Origin of the sequence: Chelativorans intermedius (assembly GCF_025398255.1) — a bacterium.
Classification (GTDB): Bacteria; Pseudomonadota; Alphaproteobacteria; order Rhizobiales; family Rhizobiaceae; genus Chelativorans; species Chelativorans intermedius.
Genome location: NZ_JAODNW010000010.1, coordinates 1 through 17,854, shown reverse-complemented (window position 1 = coordinate 17,854; position 17,854 = coordinate 1). Strand labels below are relative to the sequence as shown.

Annotated in this window: 16 protein-coding genes; 5 read left to right on the top strand and 11 right to left on the bottom strand. The window is 65.8% G+C overall.

Going from position 1 to position 17,854, the window contains the following annotated elements; genetic code table 11:
* Positions 1 to 52 precede the first annotated feature (52 nt).
* The 7 genes from mgtE to NYR58_RS09125 all read right to left on the bottom strand — a co-directional run bounded on the left by mgtE (position 53) and on the right by NYR58_RS09125 (position 7,577).
* On the bottom strand, positions 53 to 1,399 hold the full coding sequence (gene mgtE, locus NYR58_RS09155) for a magnesium transporter (protein ID WP_261520241.1): 1,347 nt from the start codon (positions 1,397 to 1,399) through the stop codon (positions 53 to 55).
* Between the two features lie 395 nt (positions 1,400 to 1,794).
* Positions 1,795 to 2,157 (bottom strand): hypothetical protein, encoded by a 363-nt coding sequence (locus tag NYR58_RS09150; protein WP_261520240.1) that lies wholly within the window; start codon positions 2,155 to 2,157, stop codon positions 1,795 to 1,797.
* A gap of 84 nt (positions 2,158 to 2,241) precedes the next feature.
* On the bottom strand, positions 2,242 to 2,859 hold the full coding sequence (gene fixJ, locus NYR58_RS09145) for a response regulator FixJ (RefSeq protein WP_261520239.1): 618 nt from the start codon (positions 2,857 to 2,859) through the stop codon (positions 2,242 to 2,244).
* Positions 2,849 to 4,183 carry a sensor histidine kinase gene (locus NYR58_RS09140; protein WP_378074676.1) on the bottom strand — a complete coding sequence of 445 codons (1,335 nt, stop codon included), beginning with the start codon at positions 4,181 to 4,183 and terminating at the stop codon, positions 2,849 to 2,851. Before NYR58_RS09140 ends, fixJ begins: the two co-directional genes overlap by 11 nt.
* Positions 4,184 to 4,359: 176 nt before the next feature.
* The gene (locus tag NYR58_RS09135; protein WP_261520238.1) at positions 4,360 to 6,468 is read right to left on the bottom strand and encodes a DUF294 nucleotidyltransferase-like domain-containing protein; all 2,109 of its coding nucleotides are present in this window, start codon (positions 6,466 to 6,468) and stop codon (positions 4,360 to 4,362) included.
* A gap of 90 nt (positions 6,469 to 6,558) precedes the next feature.
* Entirely contained in the window at positions 6,559 to 7,143 is a 585-nt protein-coding gene (locus NYR58_RS09130; RefSeq protein ID WP_261520237.1) for an NAD(P)H-dependent oxidoreductase, read from the bottom strand.
* Between the two features lie 44 nt (positions 7,144 to 7,187).
* A complete protein-coding gene (locus NYR58_RS09125) occupies positions 7,188 to 7,577 on the bottom strand; it encodes a hypothetical protein (protein ID WP_261520236.1) in 390 nt (129 codons plus the stop codon).
* Positions 7,578 to 7,753: 176 nt separating this feature from the next.
* Between NYR58_RS09125 and NYR58_RS09120 the strand changes: the two genes are divergently transcribed.
* The 3 genes from NYR58_RS09120 (at position 7,754) to NYR58_RS09110 (ending at position 10,921) form a co-directional block, all read left to right on the top strand.
* On the top strand, positions 7,754 to 8,080 hold the full coding sequence (locus NYR58_RS09120) for a c-type cytochrome (RefSeq protein ID WP_261520235.1): 327 nt from the start codon (positions 7,754 to 7,756) through the stop codon (positions 8,078 to 8,080).
* 26 nt (positions 8,081 to 8,106) lie between these two features.
* Positions 8,107 to 8,949, top strand: a complete 843-nt coding sequence (locus NYR58_RS09115; RefSeq protein ID WP_261520234.1) for a universal stress protein — start codon at positions 8,107 to 8,109, stop codon at positions 8,947 to 8,949.
* Between the two features lie 94 nt (positions 8,950 to 9,043).
* Positions 9,044 to 10,921, top strand: coding sequence for a heavy metal translocating P-type ATPase (locus NYR58_RS09110; protein WP_261520233.1), 1,878 nt, complete (start codon positions 9,044 to 9,046; stop codon positions 10,919 to 10,921).
* 60 nt (positions 10,922 to 10,981) lie between these two features.
* Here the strand turns inward: NYR58_RS09110 and NYR58_RS09105 are convergent, their stop codons facing one another.
* The 4 genes from NYR58_RS09105 to NYR58_RS09090 all read right to left on the bottom strand — a co-directional run bounded on the left by NYR58_RS09105 (position 10,982) and on the right by NYR58_RS09090 (position 16,849).
* Positions 10,982 to 14,242 carry an efflux RND transporter permease subunit gene (locus NYR58_RS09105; protein ID WP_261520232.1) on the bottom strand — a complete coding sequence of 1,087 codons (3,261 nt, stop codon included), beginning with the start codon at positions 14,240 to 14,242 and terminating at the stop codon, positions 10,982 to 10,984.
* A complete protein-coding gene (locus tag NYR58_RS09100; protein ID WP_261520231.1) occupies positions 14,239 to 15,252 on the bottom strand; it encodes an efflux RND transporter periplasmic adaptor subunit in 1,014 nt (337 codons plus the stop codon). Before NYR58_RS09100 ends, NYR58_RS09105 begins: the two co-directional genes overlap by 4 nt.
* Before the next feature lie 73 nt (positions 15,253 to 15,325).
* Positions 15,326 to 15,529, bottom strand: coding sequence for a YgaP family membrane protein (locus tag NYR58_RS09095; RefSeq protein ID WP_261520230.1), 204 nt, complete (start codon positions 15,527 to 15,529; stop codon positions 15,326 to 15,328).
* 27 nt (positions 15,530 to 15,556) lie between these two features.
* The gene (locus NYR58_RS09090; RefSeq protein ID WP_261520228.1) at positions 15,557 to 16,849 is read right to left on the bottom strand and encodes an NAD(P)/FAD-dependent oxidoreductase; all 1,293 of its coding nucleotides are present in this window, start codon (positions 16,847 to 16,849) and stop codon (positions 15,557 to 15,559) included.
* On the opposite strand from NYR58_RS09090, the gene NYR58_RS09085 reads away from it, so the two are divergent.
* Both NYR58_RS09085 and NYR58_RS09080 read left to right on the top strand, forming a co-directional pair.
* Entirely contained in the window at positions 16,848 to 17,045 is a 198-nt protein-coding gene (locus NYR58_RS09085) for a hypothetical protein (protein WP_261520226.1), read from the top strand. The two genes, NYR58_RS09090 and NYR58_RS09085, sit on opposite strands and share 2 nt — an antisense overlap.
* A gap of 25 nt (positions 17,046 to 17,070) precedes the next feature.
* Entirely contained in the window at positions 17,071 to 17,355 is a 285-nt protein-coding gene (locus tag NYR58_RS09080; RefSeq protein ID WP_261520225.1) for an ArsR/SmtB family transcription factor, read from the top strand.
* The last annotated feature ends 499 nt before the right edge of the window (positions 17,356 to 17,854 follow it).

The following is a 17,854-nucleotide window of genomic DNA, read 5'->3' as shown; positions in this document are numbered from 1 at the left end:
CCTGTCGGCCGGCGAGGAGCGGTGGAAGGCCGCTCCCCGCCTGCCCCATCGGTCAGACAGCGGGAAAGAGGAATGCGGTGGCGATGGTGAAATAGATCACCACGCCGCTCGCATCGGCGATCGAGGTGATCAGCGGCGCGCTGGCCGTCGCGGGGTCAAGCCCGAAACGGGTCAGCACGAAGGGCAGCGTCATGCCGATCACACTGCCGACGATGACAATCAGCACCATGGAGGCGGCAACCACGACCGCCACCTCCGGCCCGGCGCGCACGATGCCGATCAGCGAGACGGCGAGCGCCATGGTCAGCCCCATCAGGGCGGCCACCACAACCTCCCGGCCCAGCATACGTCCCCAGTCGCCAAGCTGCACGTCGCCGGTGGCAAGAGAGCGCACCATCAGCGTCGCCGATTGCGAGCCGGCATTGCCGCCCGAATCGATGAGCAGCGGCAGGAAGAAGACGAGCGCCACATGGGCCGCGATCGTATCCTCGAAATAGGCGATCCCAGCACCTGAGAAGACGTTTCCGAAGACCAGGACCACCAGCCAGAAGATGCGCGCGCGATAGAGCATGAAGATGCCGGCATCCCGCAGGTTCTCCACCGCGCGCGAGGCGCCGACATGGTGGAAGTCCTCCGTGGCCTCGTCCTCGATGACATCCAGCGCGTCGTCGTGGGTGATGATGCCGACCAGCCGGCCTTCGGCATCCACCACCGGCAGGGCCACCACGTCGTAACGTGCGATCCGCCGGGCCGCCTCTTCCCGGTCCTCCTCGACGGGAATGGCCAGCGTGTTGCGGTCCATGATGTCGGCAACGCGCGCCCTGGAAGGGGCAAGGATGAGGTCCTGAAGGCGCACGGAGCCGAGCAGCCGGCGCTCACCGTCCACCACATAGGCTCGGTTGATGGTCTCCTTGTCGGGCGCTTCCCGGCGCAGCTTCTCCAGCGCCTGCGTGACCGTCAGTTCCTCCGTCAGCGTCGCGTAGTCGGAGGTCATGACGGCACCGGCCGTGCCTTCGGCATAGCTGGCCATGCGGCGGATGTCCTCGCGCTCGGCCTGGGCGAGGGCCGGAAGGAGAGCGGCCTGCTGCTCCTCGGACAGCTCGTTGAAAAGGTCGGCGCGTTCGTCGGAGTTCATCTCCGTGACGATGCAGGCAAGCTTGGCCCGCCCCACGTTCTCGGCAAGCCTCACCTGAAAGTCACGGTCGAGATAACCGAACACCTCGGCCTGCCGCGGTACCGAGAGACAATCGAGCACGCGCCAGGCATCGCCGGGTTCGCGCGTGCCGATGAAGGCGGCGATGTCGGCCGGATGCTGGCAAGCGAGGAAGGCGCGCAGCGCCTCCCCGTCCTGGAGGTCTGCCCTGTCATGGAGCAGCGCCGCGAGATGTTCGTAGGTCATGATCCACCTCCTTTCAGGCCGCGGCGCGGGGCGGCCGGAGGTGGGGAACGGCTAGTTCCTCATTCCTGCAGACCGCCGGGCGACGCGGCAGTGCCGGCCCGGGACACACCGGCGCCGTTTCGTGCCTGTCCTGCTTCCGAAGAAGCGCCTACTGGAATCTTCCATGGTCTATTGCCTAGTCGGGTTCTGCTGCGCTCGTGCGACAGCGCATCGCCTATCGACCAAAACCTCCCGCAGGTCAATCCTGTTTTCCATTTCGCCGGCGGCGAGGGATGCAAAACCTCCCGTGCCAGACCCGGCAGTGCGTTGCGCCATCGCGGTGCGCCACGCCCGGCATTTGTTGACCCTTTCGCCGGGTGCGGGGAAGGCGGCCATATCCGCATAGTCTGCGCAGGCTATCGGCATGGGGCGGGCGGGTTTTTCCTGATCGCATGGCGTACGGCGTCGATCAGGTTCTGGCCGAGCAGCGGCTTCACCACCACCACCCGGACAAAGCCCCGGGACGCCATCTCCTGCGGGTTGCTGGCGAGCACCACCACCGGCATCTGCAGGCCAGCCAACCCCGGCGCGCCATCGGGCCCGGAAGCAATCACCCGGTGGTCGACCACGAGGCACGCATAGCGGGCCGGCAGCCCATCAAGATCGCAAAGCCTGTCCGCCATGTCGACATGGCAGCCTTCCGCCTCGAGGACGAAAGCCAGCGAACGCCGGAAGGCCGGGTCTGGCGCTGCAACGAGGATTTTTGCATTTGTGGGCAAGCTGGTCTGCTTCTCGAGACGATGCTTCGTCTGTCCAAGCTATACGGCGGCACGCCGCTGGCCTTGCGATGGATCAAGCCGGTTTCAGGAGCCTTCCTCCCCCACAGCCAAAACCATGCGCACAAGCTCCGGGAGGTTCTTGGCGTTCATCTTCGCCATCACATTGGCCCGGTGCACCTCCACCGTGCGCGGGCTGATGTCGAGATCATAGGCGATGGTCTTGTTGGGCAGACCGGCGACAATTCCGGTCATGACCTGCCGCTCCCGCCTGGTGAGCTGCTCGAGACGCTCTCGAATGGCCGAAAGGTCGTTGCGCTCCTGCGGCCTTCTTTCAAGCTCGGCGGTGGCGCGCCTCACTGCCTCGAGCAAGACCTCGTCCTCGAACGGCTTTTCGATGAAATCGAGCGCCCCCGCCTTCATCGCCTCGACGGCCATCGGGACATCTCCGTGTCCCGTGATCACGATGGCGGGCAGCATGGCGTCTTCCTCGCGCAGCCGCTTGAGCAGTTCGACCCCGCTCATCTCCGGCATGCGCAGATCCGTCACCAGACAGGCCCGGTCGAGCTGGCCTGCCAGGGCAAGGAAGGCCTTTGCCGAGGCATGCACCCGCACCGCGTAACCCGATATGCTCAGCAGGAAGGCAAGCGACTTCCTGACAGGCTCCTCGTCGTCAACGATGTGAATGACGACATCACTGCTCATCTTCCAGCTCCTGTTGCGTTGCGGCAGGCAATGTGAAGCGGAAGGTCGCGCCGCCCTTCTCGTTGCGCCGCATGGTGAGTTCGCCCCCATGGGATTCGATGATCCGCTTCGATATGGAAAGGCCGACGCCCATACCGCCCGGTTTGGTGGTGAGGAAAGGCTTGAAGAGCTGAGAAGCCACTTCCTCGGGCACGCCGCCGCCGGTGTCCGAGACCTCCACCGCCGCTTCGCCGCCCTCGCCCGGCGTGATGCGCACCACAAGTTCGCGCACCTCGCTTTCCTTCATGGCCTCCATGGCGTTGCGCATCAGATTGATCAGCACCTGCTGGATCTGGATGCGGTCTACCAGCACGGTCCTCGGACCGGAATCGAAATCGAACACCGTACGCACGCCCAACTCGCGCGAGCCGACCAGGGCGAGGGCTCCCGCCTCCTCCACAAGCCTGTGGAGATCCTCCGGCTGTTTTTCCGTCTCGCCGCGGGTAACGAACTCGCGCAGATGCCGGATGATCTGGCCGGCCCTTTGCGACTGGCGACCCGCCTCGTCCAGCGCCTCGCGCATACGGGAGGCGAGAGCGTCGTCCATGCCGCGCAGCAGCCGGCTGCAACCCTGCACATAGTTGGCGATGGCCGAAAGCGGCTGGTTGAGCTCGTGCGCCAGGGTCGAGGCCATTTCACCCAGCTCGTTGAGCCGCGCCAGGCGCGCCAGCTCCGCCTGGACCTCCTGCAGGCGGGCCTCGGATTCGGCCCTCTCGGTCAGATCGCGGATGAAGCCGGTGAAGAAAACGCCGTCATTGCTCTGCATCTCCCCGACGGCAAGCTTCATCGGGAAGGTCGAGCCGTCCTTACGCCGCCCGACCACCACCCGATCGACGCCGATGATGCGCCGCTCGCCCGTCCCCAGATATCGCTGGATGTAATGGTCGTGCTCGCCCCGATAGGGTTCGGGCATCAGGATGCTCACGTTCCGGCCCACCGCCTCGGCCTCCGAATAGCCGAACTGGCGGACCGCCGCGCGGTTGAAGGAGATCATCCTGCCGCTTGAATCGATGACCACCGTGGCATCCGGCACGGTGTCCAGTATGGAGCGCAGATGGGTTTCGCGTGCTTCGAGCTGTTGCTGCGCGGTGCGGATGGCCGCCCTCGCCTCGCGGCAGCGGGCACCGAAAAGGACGAGAATCACCGAAAGGGCAAGAGACAGGCCCACCCCCGCAGCACTCAGACCAGGGGTTGTGCCCAGTGCGGCCGCGGCAAGGAGTGCCGCACCGGCAGCCAGAATCGCAAATCCTGCCAACTTTCCCGCAAGAACGGTGCCGCCGAGCACCGCCAGCGGAACAAGCGGCAGGAACCAAGACAGGTCCGTTTGGTTGAAAATCACATGCCGTCCCGAGGAAACACGCAGATACTCTTGGATAGTCTAGGGCAGTTCATGTTTGATGGCCACCTCTACTCCGCCCCGCGACATACCGGCGCGGGAGGGGAGAGAAGAATGCGGCAAGCCTACATGAGATCGCGCATGAGCGCGGGCAGGAGCTGAATTTCCTTCAGCGCCCTTTGCAGCTCTGCCCTGCGCTCACGCGGAAACGAAGCGATTTCAATGCTGTTGGACATGGGCACGCCCTGATGGCGATCACGCCCCTGCTGCACGAGCAGCAGCGAAAGCACCAGATCGTGAGCGGCAAGGAGGCGGCGGATCGTCGGTTCGCTGCCGATGCCCCTGTCGAGAAGTCCTTCGAGCCGCGCCCGCGTCGAACGGGCGCGGATGTCGTGGCGGATCGAGAGGACCCGCGCCGCGGAGACGAGCGGAAAAAGCGCATGGCGCTTCAGATCGAGCCGCCCCTCCTGCGTGCGCAGCCTGCCAAAGAGCGTGAAGGGCGTCGGCAGGCCGCCGAGCCGTTCGCCGAGCACCAGGGGGAACGCCGCATCCCCATGTCCGTGCGCGTAGGCTTCCTCGAAAAGAGTCTCGCCGAGGCGCCTTTCGCCATGGACGGGCACGAGATCGAAGAAGATGTCCACATTGAGCAGGTCCTGGGGGCGCGAACGGCGAACCCACTGGCCGAAACGCTGCCGCCAGAGATCCAGAGAGCCGCGCCACTCGGCATTCTTCGCCATCACCCCGCCCTTGCAATAGGCGATGCCCGCCGTATCAAGGATCGCCGCGATTCGTCCGCCCAGAGCCCCGAACCAGCGGTCCTGCGGACCATCGGCCTCACCCCGCTCGAAGACGATGGCATTGTCCTGATCGGCGGCAAGCAGACTTTCACCGCGCCCGGCCGACCCCAGAACCAGCAGTGCATAGGGGACCGGCGGCCCGCCGAGGCCGGCTTGCCGCATCTCCTCCTCCGCGAGGATGGCCGCCCGGCGCGTCATGGCGCGCAGTTCCTCGCTGACGATCTCGGCGACGATGCGCGCTTCGATGTCCTCCGCCACCAGCGCGGCCGCGACGGAGGGAAGGGACGCCCACGCGGCGGCCATTTCCGCGTCCGACTGCGCCGCCTCGATCGCATCGTCGAGCTTGATCGCCGCGCCGGCGCGCAGGCGCAGGAGATCGCGCGCGGAGATGATGCCGACAACGGCTTCTTTTTCGTCGCGCACGCCGAGATGGCGGATTCCCAGCCTTTCCATGCGGCCAATTGCCCGGTAGGCGAAGGCTCGGGCGCGGATGGTGGCAAGCGGCCTGCTCTGAAACTCGCCGGCGCGGCGCGCAAGCCCCCTCTCCCCTTCCGTCGCCAGCACGCGCAGGACATCGCGCTCGGTGAGTATGCCATAAGCCTCGGCGGGACGGCCCGGCTCTGCCTTGGCCGAGACGAGGACCGATCCGACCTTGCGCTGCGCCATCAGGGCAATCGCCGCGCGCAGCGGCGTTTCCTGCTGGACGACGAGAGGCGGCCCGCTCATGAGATCGCCCACGCGGTGGCGATAGGCAAAGGGGTCGATGGCAGCGAAAGGCGGCGGAACCGGCCGCAGGACAGGCGCCACCCATCCTGCACGCGCTTCGTCGTCCGCCTGCCCCGCCTGTCGCAGGGAGGCCATCTCCGCCTCCGCGAAGGTGCGAATGCCCAGGGCCTGCAACCGGGGAAGAAGGCCGGTGAAGATCTTCGCCGCCGCTTCGGCATCGCCCAGTGCCTGATGGCGGTTTGCAATCTCGAAGCCCAGCCAGGCGGCCAGCGCTTCCAGCGAGCAGTCGCGCAGATCGGGATTGACGACGCGGCTCAGCGTGCGCACGCACAGGGTCCGCGGGCGTTTCCAGGCAATGCCGGCGCGTGCCGTCTCCTTCTCCACAATGGCGAGGTCGAAGCCGATGGCATAACCCACCAGCGGGCGGCCGGCGCGAAAGCTCTCGAAGCGCGGCCAGGCCACGGCAAAGGCCGGCTCGATGCGCACCATCGCATTGGTGATCCCATGAATGCGCGTCGACGCGGCCGGCACGGGCGCGCCGGGATTGACCAGGCTTTCAAAACGCTGATGAACGGACACCGCACCGTGTGCGATGCCGACACCGCCGATCTGGACGATGCGCGCCTTGCGCACGTCGAGGCCCGTGGTCTCCGTATCGAAGGCCACGGCGTCGAGCGCAATCAACGGGGTCGCTCCAACGTCAGGCTGCACGCGCTCCCCTCCCGGTTCACAGCCATATAGCGCGTTCCGCCACCCGGTGCGACAGGCAGATCCGATGCGCCGCTTCCGGGCCGCTGCCGGCTAACCCGCCTTCTCGCCGAGCCGGCGCATCTGGTCGAGCCATTTGCGGCGTTTGCTGTCGCCCGCCGCCTCGATCATGCCGAAGAGCGTCTCCCTCACGGGCGCCAGTCCCGCAAATTTGAGGATGTTGCGGCGCATGCCGCTCAACCCGTGGCTGAAGAACCACCAGCGATAGAAGAAGGCCGGCATGCCCATGGTCACGATGATCCGTGCAGAGCGGCCCGAAAGCAGGGTCCTGGGGAAGCCCTTGCTGTCATAGGCGAACGCCACACCCGGACGCATGACCTGTTCCAGGAAGCCCTTCAGCAAGGCAGGCATGGTTCCAAGCCACAGGGGAAAGACGAAGACCAGATGCTCGGCCTTCAAGATGGCCTCCTTGGCGGGCTCGAGCTCGCGCGGCAGCGCGCCGTGCAGAAAGTCTTCCTGTTTTCGCAGAAGCGGGAAGTCCAGGCTCGAAAGGTCGATCCTCGTCACCTGGTGGCCGGCTGCCGCGGCCCCTTGCGCATAGGCATCCGCCAGGGCGCGGCAGTAGCGGCGGGGGTCGGGGTCGGGATGCCCCTGGATGATGACGATGCGGCGGGTCATGGCGAATCCTGTTCTGGAGGTTGAGGGCGGGCCTGCTTCGGACGTCAGATCTTCTCCACCCGCTTCACCTGATATGTGTGCATCACCCCATCGCTGAGGATCGAGACGTATTCGCCGGGCACGAAACGTTCGTCGCTGAAGCGAAATCCGAGTTCGTCGTCCTCCTCGCCCTCGCCATAGTCGAAGAACCACTGGCCGCCCGGCCTGCGCCGCAACGCACCCACCATATCCTCCTCGCCGGGGCGGAACCGGCGCACGCGGCAGTGCTCGCGATGCCTGGCGCATTCCCTGGCATCGAGGTTGCCCTCGGCATCGAGCGGAATGACGAGGTCGTATCCATATGCACGGTCCCCGAGCGGATGGCCCTGCTCCCGTGCAAGCTCAAGTCTGACGTGACGGAATTTCTCGCCCGGCTTGGCGGTGGTCGCGGTCATGGTGCGTCTCCCGTGACAGAATGGGTTGGCCGCCACTTTTTCGCGGGGCGGCGCCTTGTGCCTTGATCAGGGTCAATCTCCCATGCAACCTGCGCCCGCCGGTTTGACGCGGGTCAAGGTTCGCCCCTGCCGCTTCCTGCATTGTGCCATTGTCAAAAACGGAGCAATGAACCGAGATGGGATGGAACTGGTTCCCTTGCAGTGCCCTTTGCCTGGGGCTCGCGATTGCGGTGACACCCGCCATTGCGGATCCGGTGATCGAATATGGCAGGGCGCTGGTGGAGACAAACTGCGCCCGGTGTCATGCAATCGGCATTGACGACACGAGCCAGCACCCTGAAGCCCCGGCGTTCAGAACGCTTTCCGAGCGCTATCCCCTCGATGCGCTGGAGGAAGCCTTTGCCGAGGGCATCTATGTCGGACACCCCGACATGCCCGAGTTCGTGGCCGAACCCGAACAGATTGCTGCCATCATCGCCTATCTCGAAACGCTCCAGGACTGAGGCCCGAAGGCAGGGGAGAAACAACCATGGCGGAACAGCTCAAATGCATCCTGACAGGCGTGATGGCGCGCGCGGAACCCTCCGCAACGCCGGCGCTGGTCTTCGCCACCGCGCTTGCGCGACGGCATGGCGCCTGCCTGACGGTCTGCGCGCTGCCGCCGGCATTCTATGTGCCGGTCACCAGAACCGGCGGGTCCGCCTCCGCCATCCTCAAGAGCGAGATCGAACGGCTGGAGGAGATGACTCGGCGCTCGGCGCGCGATGCGGCAGAATATATCGGCAAGGCCGGCGTGGTCTGCATCGCCGAACACACGCTTTCGCCCCTCGAAGCCAGGACAGGCCGTCTCGTAAGGCTCGCGCGCGTGAACGACATCACAATTCTGGATGCCGCCGACCCCGAAGACAATGCACAGGGCGCGGCGATCGAGGATGTGCTTTTCGACAGCGGCCGTTCCGTCGTGATCGTCCCGGAGAAGGGAGGGAAGCCAGTGCCGCGGCGCGTGGCCATTGCCTGGGACGGAAGCGCCCGCGCATCCCGGGCCGTGGCCGATGCCATGCCCTTCCTGCGGCAGGCGGAAGCCATCTTCATCGTCACCGTGACCGGCGAGAAGGACCTCTCGCAAATGGCGCCCGGCGCGGATCTCGCCACCCACCTCCTGCAGCATGGCACCTGCGAGCCGCGGCTGGAGATTCTCTCCGCCATCGAGGGCGATGCCGCCGAAAGGCTGCGCAAGTTTGTCAGGGACGAGGCCATCGACATGCTGGTCATGGGCGCTTTCGTCCATTCCCGGTTCAGGCAGGCCGTCCTGGGCGGGGTTACGCGGTCGCTGCTGGAAGCAGCCCCCGTTCCCCTGTTGATGGCGCACTGATGGCGAATCTCGCTCGTCCCGCGCGACGGCGTGCGGCGCAAGGAGGCATGGCGGCAGGCCGCACGAGAGCCGCCCCGAATCCATCCGACACCTGATGAAGCCACCTTCCGTCTCCGAGTCCCTGCTCAGACAATTGCTGTTGGCGATGGCCCTGTTGGGGCTGTCGAGCGGCCTTGCGCTGCACTGGGCGCCGACCTTCCAGGCGCCGCCGGCACTCACACCGGAAACCATTTGGGCCGCCGGGGCGCTTCCCGTCGCCCTTGCGCTGTTCGTCTCGATATTGAGGGATCTGTGGATCGGCCGGCTGGGTGTCGACGCCATCGCGCTCGTTTCCATGTCGGCAGCGCTGCTGCTCGACCAGTCGCTGGCAGCGGTGGTGGTGGCTATCATGTATGCCGGCGGCACGGTGCTCGAAGACTTTGCACGCGGCCGCGCCGAGCGCGACCTCACCGCGCTTTCCGACAGATCGCCGCGCTTTGCACACCGGAAGGAGGATTCCGGGGTGGTCACCGTTCCCGTAGGCGATGTCGAGGTGGGCGACCTGCTGCTGGTGCGTGCAGGGGAGGTCCTGCCGGTGGACGGCACGCTCGTGGATGCAGCGGCGCGCATCGACCAGTCGGCGGTGACCGGAGAACCCCTGCCGGAGAACTGCCGCAGCGGGGATTTCCTTCGCAGCGGTACCGTCAATGCCGGAGAAACCTTCCTCATGCGCGCCGGAGCGCGCGCAGAGGAGAGCACCTATGCCGGGATCGTGCGCATGGTCGCGGCAGCGCAGACGGCCAAGGCGCCCTTCATCCGCATGGCGGACCGCTTTGCGCTCTTCCTGTTTCCCGCCACCCTGCTGGTCGCGGGGCTTGCATGGGCCGTTTCGCAGGACCCCGTCCGGGGGCTTGCGGTTCTGGTGGTCGCCACCCCTTGTCCGCTCATCCTGGCGGCGCCCGTCGCTTTCATCAGCGGCGTCTCCAGGGCGGCACGCGCCGGAGTTCTCATGAAAGGCGGCCAAGCGCTGGAAGCGCTTGGCCGGGCGCGCACGGCGATCTTCGACAAGACGGGCACGCTCACCCGCGGTGGCGCCCAGTTCATCGAGCAGGAGACGGCGCCGGGATACGATCCAAGCGAGGTACTGCGGCTTCTGGCCTCGCTCGAGCAGGCATCCCACCACGTTCTGGTCGACTCCATTCTCCGCGAGGCCCGCGCCCGCGCGCTGGCGCTTTCGCATCCCCGCGAGGTGCGTGAGCGTCGCGGCGCCGGCCTGGAAGGCATCGTCGGCGATACCCGCATCGTCGCCGGCAGCCGGGCCATGGTGATCGGCGAAGGAATGTTGCCTCTCTGGGCCCAGGAAAGCGAAAGGAAATATGGCGGCGAGCCCGTGCTGAGGGTCTTCGTGGCGCTCGACGGCAGGCTTGCGGGAATCTTCACCTTCGGCGATGCATTGCGCGCCGATGCAACACAGGCGCTGGAGACGCTGCGCGCAGCGGGCGTGGATCGGATCATCATGCTGACGGGCGACGACAGGCAGGCGGCCAGGCGCATTGCCTCGCGGCTCAATCTCGATGCGTTGCTCGCCGATGCCGACCCCGCCGACAAGATAGAAGCGGTGCGTGCCGAGATGCGGCGCGCTCCCACCATGATGATCGGCGATGGCATCAACGACGCGCCGGCGCTGGCAGCGGCGACGGTCGGCATCGCCATGGGCGCGCGCGGCGCGACCGCCTCCTCGCAGGCGGCGGATGTCGTCGTTCTCACCGACCAGCTTCGCCCCGTCGGCGAGGCTGTGAGGATTGCGCACCGCACCCGCTCGATCGCCATGCAGAGCATCCTCGTCGGGCTGGGCCTTTCGGGTGTGGCAATGGCCGCTGCCGCAATGGGCTTCATCCCCCCCGTTGCCGGCGCGCTCCTGCAGGAAGGCATCGACGTGGCGGTGATCGCCAACGCACTGCGCGCATTGAGCGGCGGCCCCTCCAAACGGTGAGGCGCGCCGCGTGTGCTCGCCGCCGGGCGTTCGCCGGTCCGGCGGCGGGACGTCCAGGCTTCAGCCCGAAGCGCCGTGGGGCGCCATGTCCTTCGCGTCCCCTTCCTGCACGGACGTCGCGCTGGACTTGCCCCTGAGCGCCACATAGATCGCCGGGATCACCAGCACCGTCAGTGCCGTGGAGGAGGCAAGGCCGAAGAGCAGCGAGATGGCCAGCCCCTGGAAGATGGGATCGGCGAGGATGACCGCCGCGCCGATCATCGCCGCGATGGCGGTGAGCAGGATCGGCTTGAAGCGAATGGCGCCGGCCTCCAGCAGCACGTCGATCAGCGGCCGCTCGGGCGTGCGCGCGTGGCGTATGAAGTCCACAAGCAGGATCGAGTTGCGCACGATGATCCCGGCAAGCGCGATGAAGCCGATCATCGACGTGGCAGAGAACGGCGCCCCGAACAGCCAATGGCCGACCATGATGCCGATGAAGGTGAGCGGGATCGGCGTCAGGATGACGAGCGGCAGCCTGAAGGAGCCGAACTGGGCAACCACGAGAATGTAGATGCCCAGAATGGCAACCATGAAGGCCGCCCCCATGTCACGGAACGTGACCCACGTCACCTCCCACTCGCCATCCCACAGCAGGGTGGGTTGGGACTCGTCGTCGGGCTGCCCGTGCAGCGCGATCACGGGTTTGGGCAGATTCCCCCAATCCGCCTCCTCGATCGCGTCGGCCACTGCCATCATTCCGTAAACGGGTGCCTCGAAGTCGCCTGCCAGCTCCGCTGTCACCATCTCCGCCGCGCGGCCATTGCGGCGAAAGATCGGATAGGAAGCGGGCTCGCGCGTCACCGTCACCACATCGCCAAGCTCCACGATGCCGCGGTCTCCAGGAAGCGCGTTCGCGGGAACGGGCGTCGCCAAGGCACGCTCGTCGATGAGCTTCGCGCTCTTCGGCAGAGCGACGCGGATCGGGATCGGCTGCCGCCCTCCCCCGCGATGCGAATAGCCAACGGTGGAGCCGGCATAGAGGGCACCAATCGCGTCATAGACGTCCGCCTGCTCGACACGGTGATATTCGAGATTGTCCTGATCGATGGCGATCCGCACCCTTTCCGCCTGCACGCCGAAGGAATCGTCGACATCCACGATGAAGGGAACGCTTTCAAAGGCCTCCCGCACCCTGGCCGCCACGGCACGCCGCGTCTCGGCGTCGGGCCCGTAGATCTCGGCAAGCAGGGTGGCCATGACCGGCGGCCCCGGCGGCGGCTCGACAACCTTGATCGCCGTTCCCTCGGGCAGGGAGAGGCCGGCGAGGCGCTCCCTCAGCTCCAGCGCAATGTCATGGCTGGTGCGGCTGCGTTCGCCCTTGGGCGCGAGATTGACCTGCACGTCGCCGAGCTCGGGAGAAGAACGCAGGTAGTAGTGGCGCACCAGGCCATTGAAGTTGAACGGCGCGGAGGTGCCGGCGTAGCTCTGGAAGGAAACCACCTCCGGCACCGGCGCAAGCCGGTCGATGACCTGCTGCAGGGCTCGATCGGTGTCTTCCACCGATGCGCCCTCCGGCAGATCGACCATCACCTGCAGCTCCGTCTTGTTGTCGAAGGGCAGAAGCTTGACCGTGACGTCCTTGGTGTAGAGAAGCCCCAGCGAAGCGAGCGTGGCCACGCCGACGACGACCAGGAAGGCCCAGGCGCGCAGGCGCGAGGCAAGGATGGGCCTGGCGATGGCGATGTAGGCCCTTCCGAGCCATCCGCCGTGGTCTGCCGCCTCGCCCGTCGTCGCGTGCGCGTGTTCGCCCTTGCCGGCCAGCTTCAGCATCAGCCATGGTGTCACCATGACGGCGACGAAGAAGGAAAACAGCATCGCTGCCGAGGCATTCGCCGGGATCGGGCTCATATAGGGGCCCATCATGCCGGAGACGAAAAGCATGGGCAGCAGCGCGGCAACCACGGTGAGCGTGGCCACGATGGTTGGATTGCCGACTTCCGCAACAGCTTCGATCGCCGCCCGGTGGCGCGGCCGCCCGTCCTTCATGGCCCAGTGGCGGGCGATGTTCTCGATGACCACGATGGCATCGTCGACCAGGATGCCGATCGAGAAGATGAGCGCGAACAGACTGACGCGGTTGAGCGTATAGCCCATGATGCGCGAGGCAAAGAGCGTCAGCAGAATGGTCGTCGGAATGACCACGGCCACCACCAGCGCCTCCCGCCAGCCGATCGTGAAGGCGACAAGAAGCACGATGGAAACGGTGGCGAGGCCCAAATGGAAAAGCAGCTCGTTGGCCTTCTCGTTGGCGGTCTCGCCATAGTCGCGCGTGATCGTCATCTCGACGTCTTCGGGGAAGATCCGGCCGCGCACCTCCTCCAGCCGTTCGATGATGGTCTCGGCGATGACGACGGCGTTGGTCCCCGGCCGCTTGGCAATCGCGAGCGAGACTGCGGGCAGGCGTTCGAGCTCCTCTCCCGTCTTGCGCACCTCGGTGACGCGCGTCTCGTCCGGTGCGGTGGCGAGCACCACCCTGGCCACGTCGCGCACATAGACCGGGCGGCCATCCCGCGCGGTGACGAGAAGATTGCCGATCTCGCCAAGGGTCTGCAGCGTCTGTCCGGCCACCAGATTGCGCTGCCCTCCCGCATCGCGCACGGTCGCCGCCTGGAAGGAGCGGTTGGCGCCCTCGACCTTCATGGCAAGCTGCTGCAGGGTGACGCCGTAGAGCGACAGCTTTTCCGGGTCGGGCTCGACGCGGATTTCCTCGGGCTGCTCGCCGACGATATAGGTCAGGCCGATGTCGGACAGCTTGACCACCTCGGTCTGCAGCTCGCGCGCAAGCCGCGTCAACCCGTTTGCCGTCCAGCGGTCGGCCGCTTCCGGCGTGGGGGTGAGCGTCACCACGACGATGGCGACATCGTCGATGCCGCGCCCGACGATGAGCGGCTCCGGTATGCCCACCGGAATCCGGTCCATGTTGGCGCGCACCTTCTCGTGCACGCGCAGGATTGCCGCGTCCGAGCTCGTTCCGACGAGAAAGCGCGCCGTAACCAGCGCTCCGTCATCCCGGGTCTGGGAATAGACATGCTCCACACCGGGAATGCTCTTGACGATCGCCTCCATGGGTTCGGTGACGAGCTTGACGGCATCCTCCGCCTTCAGGCCATTTGCCCGAATGTGGATGTCGACCATCGGCACCGAGATCTGCGGCTCTTCCTCGCGCGGGAGGGTGACCAGCGCGACGAGCCCCAGCGCGAAGGCGGCGAGCAGAAACAGCGGGGTGAGCGGCGAGGCGATGAAGGCGCGGGTGAGCCCGCCAGCGATACCGAGCTTCATGGCAGGAGCACCTTGTCGCCGGCCCGCAGGCCGCTCAGGATCTCGATCCGCTCGGCATCGGCATGGACGAACCGCTCTCCGAGGATGACGGCGATCTCGATCGGTCCATCCGCCGTCAGCAGGCTCACATAGTCTATGCCGTGGCGCGTCGTGACCGCTTCAGGCGGAACGGAGAGAACATCCCGGCTGCCGACGGGGATCCACACAAGCGTGCGCTCGTTGACGAAATAGTCTCCCAGCTCGGCAACCTCGACATCGGCGATGACGCGGCCATCGGCGATCTCGGGATAGACCTTCGCGATGCGGCCTTCAAGCTCCGTCTCCACCATGGCACTGCCGCGAAGGCCGCGCTGGCCCAGGCGCACCGTGCTTCCCTCCCTGATCTGGGCGGCGTGTCGCTCTGGCAGGGACAGGCGGAGATAGTACTGTCCGGTGGCGATGCGGGCGATGGTCTCGCCGGGCAGAACCACCGAACCCGGCGTCACCGGCACGGTCAGCACGCGGCCCGTGGCCGGAGCCAGCACCTCGCCTTCGCGCGCCTGCTGCTCGATCACCGCCTTGTTCGCCTCGGCCGCGGCCAGCTGGTTGGTCGCCACGTCGAACTGGGTCCGCGCCTGGTCCACCCGGCCCTGCGAGACCACTCCGCGGGCAAAGAGCTGCTCGGCGCGCTCCAGCTCGGTGCGCGCGTTGGCAAGCTGGGACAGAAGCTCCTGGATTCGCGCCTCGGCGGCGTCGAGCTCCAGGGCGATCTTCTCGTCCACCACCGTGGCGATGATCTGCCCCTGTCTCACCTCGCTGCCTTCGGTGACATCGACCTGCCTGACGGTGCCGCCCCGGCGCGCCCGTGCCGGCACCACGGTGCGGCTCTGCACCTGGCCGAAGACAGCCTTCATCTCGGGAATGGCTGTACTTTTCACCGCGAACTCGCCGGCGGCGGCGTGAGCGGCGTGAAACACGCCGGCGAGGCCGAACGCCAGCAATGCAAAAACAGGAATGTTCTTCCGAATCATCGGAACCTCTGGGAATGAAAAATCGGGGGCGCCTGGGCTGCGGCGGGGTGCGGAAGCTGCGCCCCACGTCCGCTTACTTGAACGCCGCGCCTGGCTTGAAGCCGAGCCGCTTGAAGATCATGGCAGCCGGGCAGAAGCCGGTGATCGACGCCTGCATCAGGTTCAGCCCGACGAAGGCGGCGAGCAGATACCAGTAGGGTGAGTAGGCATAACCCAGCGCCAGCGAAACCAGCACCAGCAGGCCGGCGAACATCATTACCGCACGATCAATGGTCATCTTCTTCTCCAAGGTTGCAGGCGGGCGTCATTCGCCCGGTTCGAGTTCGATTTCCTTGAGCTTTTCGATTCCGAGCATGTGCAGGGCGAGCTTCTCGTAGAAGGTCTCCGCCGTGCCCTGCCGGACCTTGCGCAGGAAGTATTTCTCAAAGCCGATCTTGGCAGCGTGCACCCACCGGCCCTGGGAGGACCAGCTCACATTGCGCGGCGGGATCTGCGGCTGTGCCACGAACGCCATCCCATCGTCGCCGAAATCGGCAAGGCACACCGCGTTCCAGGAGGCGACGGCCCTGGGCTCCTCGCCCCTCATCAAGGACGCGATGTTTTCCGCCGTCGCCGTGACCATGGATTCGATCATGAATCCCGTCTTCGGCACGCCGACGGGCAGCGCCGTCTTGCCGACGGGCGGAATGGCGACGCACACACCCACCGCAAAGATGTTGGGAAAGGCGGCATTGCGCTGATGCCTGTCGATGGTGATGAAGCCGCGGGGGTTGGCAAGCCCTTCGATGCCGTGCACCGCCGGCACGCCGCGGAAGGCCGGCAGCATCATCGAGAATGCAAAGGGAAGCTCGTGCGTGGCGCGTGTGGCTCCGTTGTCATCCACCTCCTCCACGAACATCCTGCCAGGCTCGACGGATGTCACCTTGGCGTTGGTGATCCACTTGATGTGCCGGTCGCGCATGGCGCTTTCGAGAAGCCCCTTGGTATCGCCCACGCCATCGAGCCCCAGATGTCCGATGTAGGGCTCCGGCGTGACGAAGGTGATCGGCACCCGATCGCGCTTTCTGGCGCGGCGAAGTGCCGTATCGAGAATGAAGGCGAACTCATAGGCAGGCCCGAAGCAGGAGGCCCCCTGCACCGCGCCCACCACGATCGGGCCGGGCGCCTTCAGCAGCGCGTCGAAGGCCTGCTTCGTCCCGGCGGCATGCTCCACATTGCAGATCGAGCAGGTGTGGCCCTGCGGTCCGAGGCCCGGCACCTCGTCAAAGGCGAGATCGGGGCCGGTGGCGACGATCAGATAGTCGTAGTCGAGGAAGGAGCCGTCCTGCAATTCGATGCGGTTCTCGGCCGGATGAACGCGCCTGGCGCCTTCCGGCCGCAGGCCGATCCCCCGCTGCCTGAAGACCGGCTCCAGCTCGACCGTGATCTCCTCCGGCTTTCGCCAGCCGACGGCAACCCAAGGATTCGACGGCACGAAGGAATAGGTCGACCCGAGATTGACGACCGTCAGCGTGTCGGAAGACCGCAGGCGGTCCTTCATCTCATACGCCATGATGACGCCGCCCAGACCGGCACCGAGGATGACAATGTGTGACATGGCTCTCTTCTCCTCAGGCGGATTTGCCCAACTTCGCGTATTTCTGGCATTTGTTGCCCTGCGGCGCCTTGATCCGGCTCAAACCCGCGGCGAAGAAGAAGGCACTCCCATGCATCCGAAAACCTACCTGATCGCACGACACCCCAACCGGGCTGCCGCCGACTTCGTCCTTGCATCTAACATTCAAACATCTTAAATTCAAGACCATGAATGTAGAAGAAATGATTCCGGCCTCCCGCGAGGCGGCAGACCTGATGCGCAGCCTGTCGCATCCGCAGCGTCTTCTGGTGCTCTGTGCGCTTGGAGGTGAGGAAAAATCCGTCGGCCAGCTGCGCAACGAACTGGGGATCGACCAGGTGCCGATGTCACAGCAGCTGATGCGGCTGCGCTCCGACGGGCTCGTGGAATCGCGCCGCGTGGGCACGACGGTCTACTACCGCATCACGCGGCCAGAGGTGCTCACGGTGGTGGAAGCGCTTCACAAGGCGTTCTGTAGCCCGAGATAGCGGCTGGCGACCGTCGAAGCCCGGCCCTGCCCGCATCCTGGCGATACCCTCCAGATCGCCTGGCGCGAATGCGGCAATAAGGTGCCTGGCCGCCTCACGCTGCTTTCCTCGAAGACAATGGAGGGCAAGGTGCGTCATCAGATCGTCGAAGCCGACTTCCAGCGGTGTCAGGCTGAAAGGCGCTGCCGCTCTCGCCGCAAGGCCGTCAAAATTTGTAGACCATGCGGAGCGCACAAGATTCGCCTCCGCGAGTTGACAGAGAAGCTGATAACCGATGTGCGGCCGGGCTTCGCGGACCTTTTCCTGAAAATAGGCACGCCGGTCTTCAGCGATCGGGAAACATTGCTGAATGTAAATGACCTGCCCCCAAGAAACTGGGCCATTCAAAAGGAGAGCTTGTTCTCTTAATGTTCGAAGCAACAAGGAGAACAGACGATGCGCAAATCACGTTTCACCGAAGAACAGATTGTCGGGATCCTGCAGGAGTATGCGGCGGGGG

Coding starts and splice junctions, on each gene's coding strand:
- mgtE (WP_261520241.1), bottom strand. CDS start 1,399: ATGACCTACGAACATCTCGCGGCGCTGCTCCATGACAGGGCAGACCTC.
- fixJ (WP_261520239.1), bottom strand. CDS start 2,859: ATGAGCAGTGATGTCGTCATTCACATCGTTGACGACGAGGAGCCTGTC.
- NYR58_RS09130 (WP_261520237.1), bottom strand. CDS start 7,143: ATGACCCGCCGCATCGTCATCATCCAGGGGCATCCCGACCCCGACCCC.
- NYR58_RS09125 (WP_261520236.1), bottom strand. CDS start 7,577: ATGACCGCGACCACCGCCAAGCCGGGCGAGAAATTCCGTCACGTCAGA.
- NYR58_RS09120 (WP_261520235.1), top strand. CDS start 7,754: ATGGGATGGAACTGGTTCCCTTGCAGTGCCCTTTGCCTGGGGCTCGCG.
- NYR58_RS09115 (WP_261520234.1), top strand. CDS start 8,107: ATGGCGGAACAGCTCAAATGCATCCTGACAGGCGTGATGGCGCGCGCG.
- NYR58_RS09110 (WP_261520233.1), top strand. CDS start 9,044: ATGAAGCCACCTTCCGTCTCCGAGTCCCTGCTCAGACAATTGCTGTTG.
- NYR58_RS09105 (WP_261520232.1), bottom strand. CDS start 14,242: ATGAAGCTCGGTATCGCTGGCGGGCTCACCCGCGCCTTCATCGCCTCG.
- NYR58_RS09100 (WP_261520231.1), bottom strand. CDS start 15,252: ATGATTCGGAAGAACATTCCTGTTTTTGCATTGCTGGCGTTCGGCCTC.
- NYR58_RS09095 (WP_261520230.1), bottom strand. CDS start 15,529: ATGACCATTGATCGTGCGGTAATGATGTTCGCCGGCCTGCTGGTGCTG.
- NYR58_RS09085 (WP_261520226.1), top strand. CDS start 16,848: ATGGCTCTCTTCTCCTCAGGCGGATTTGCCCAACTTCGCGTATTTCTG.
- NYR58_RS09090 (WP_261520228.1), bottom strand. CDS start 16,849: ATGTCACACATTGTCATCCTCGGTGCCGGTCTGGGCGGCGTCATCATG.
- NYR58_RS09080 (WP_261520225.1), top strand. CDS start 17,071: ATGATTCCGGCCTCCCGCGAGGCGGCAGACCTGATGCGCAGCCTGTCG.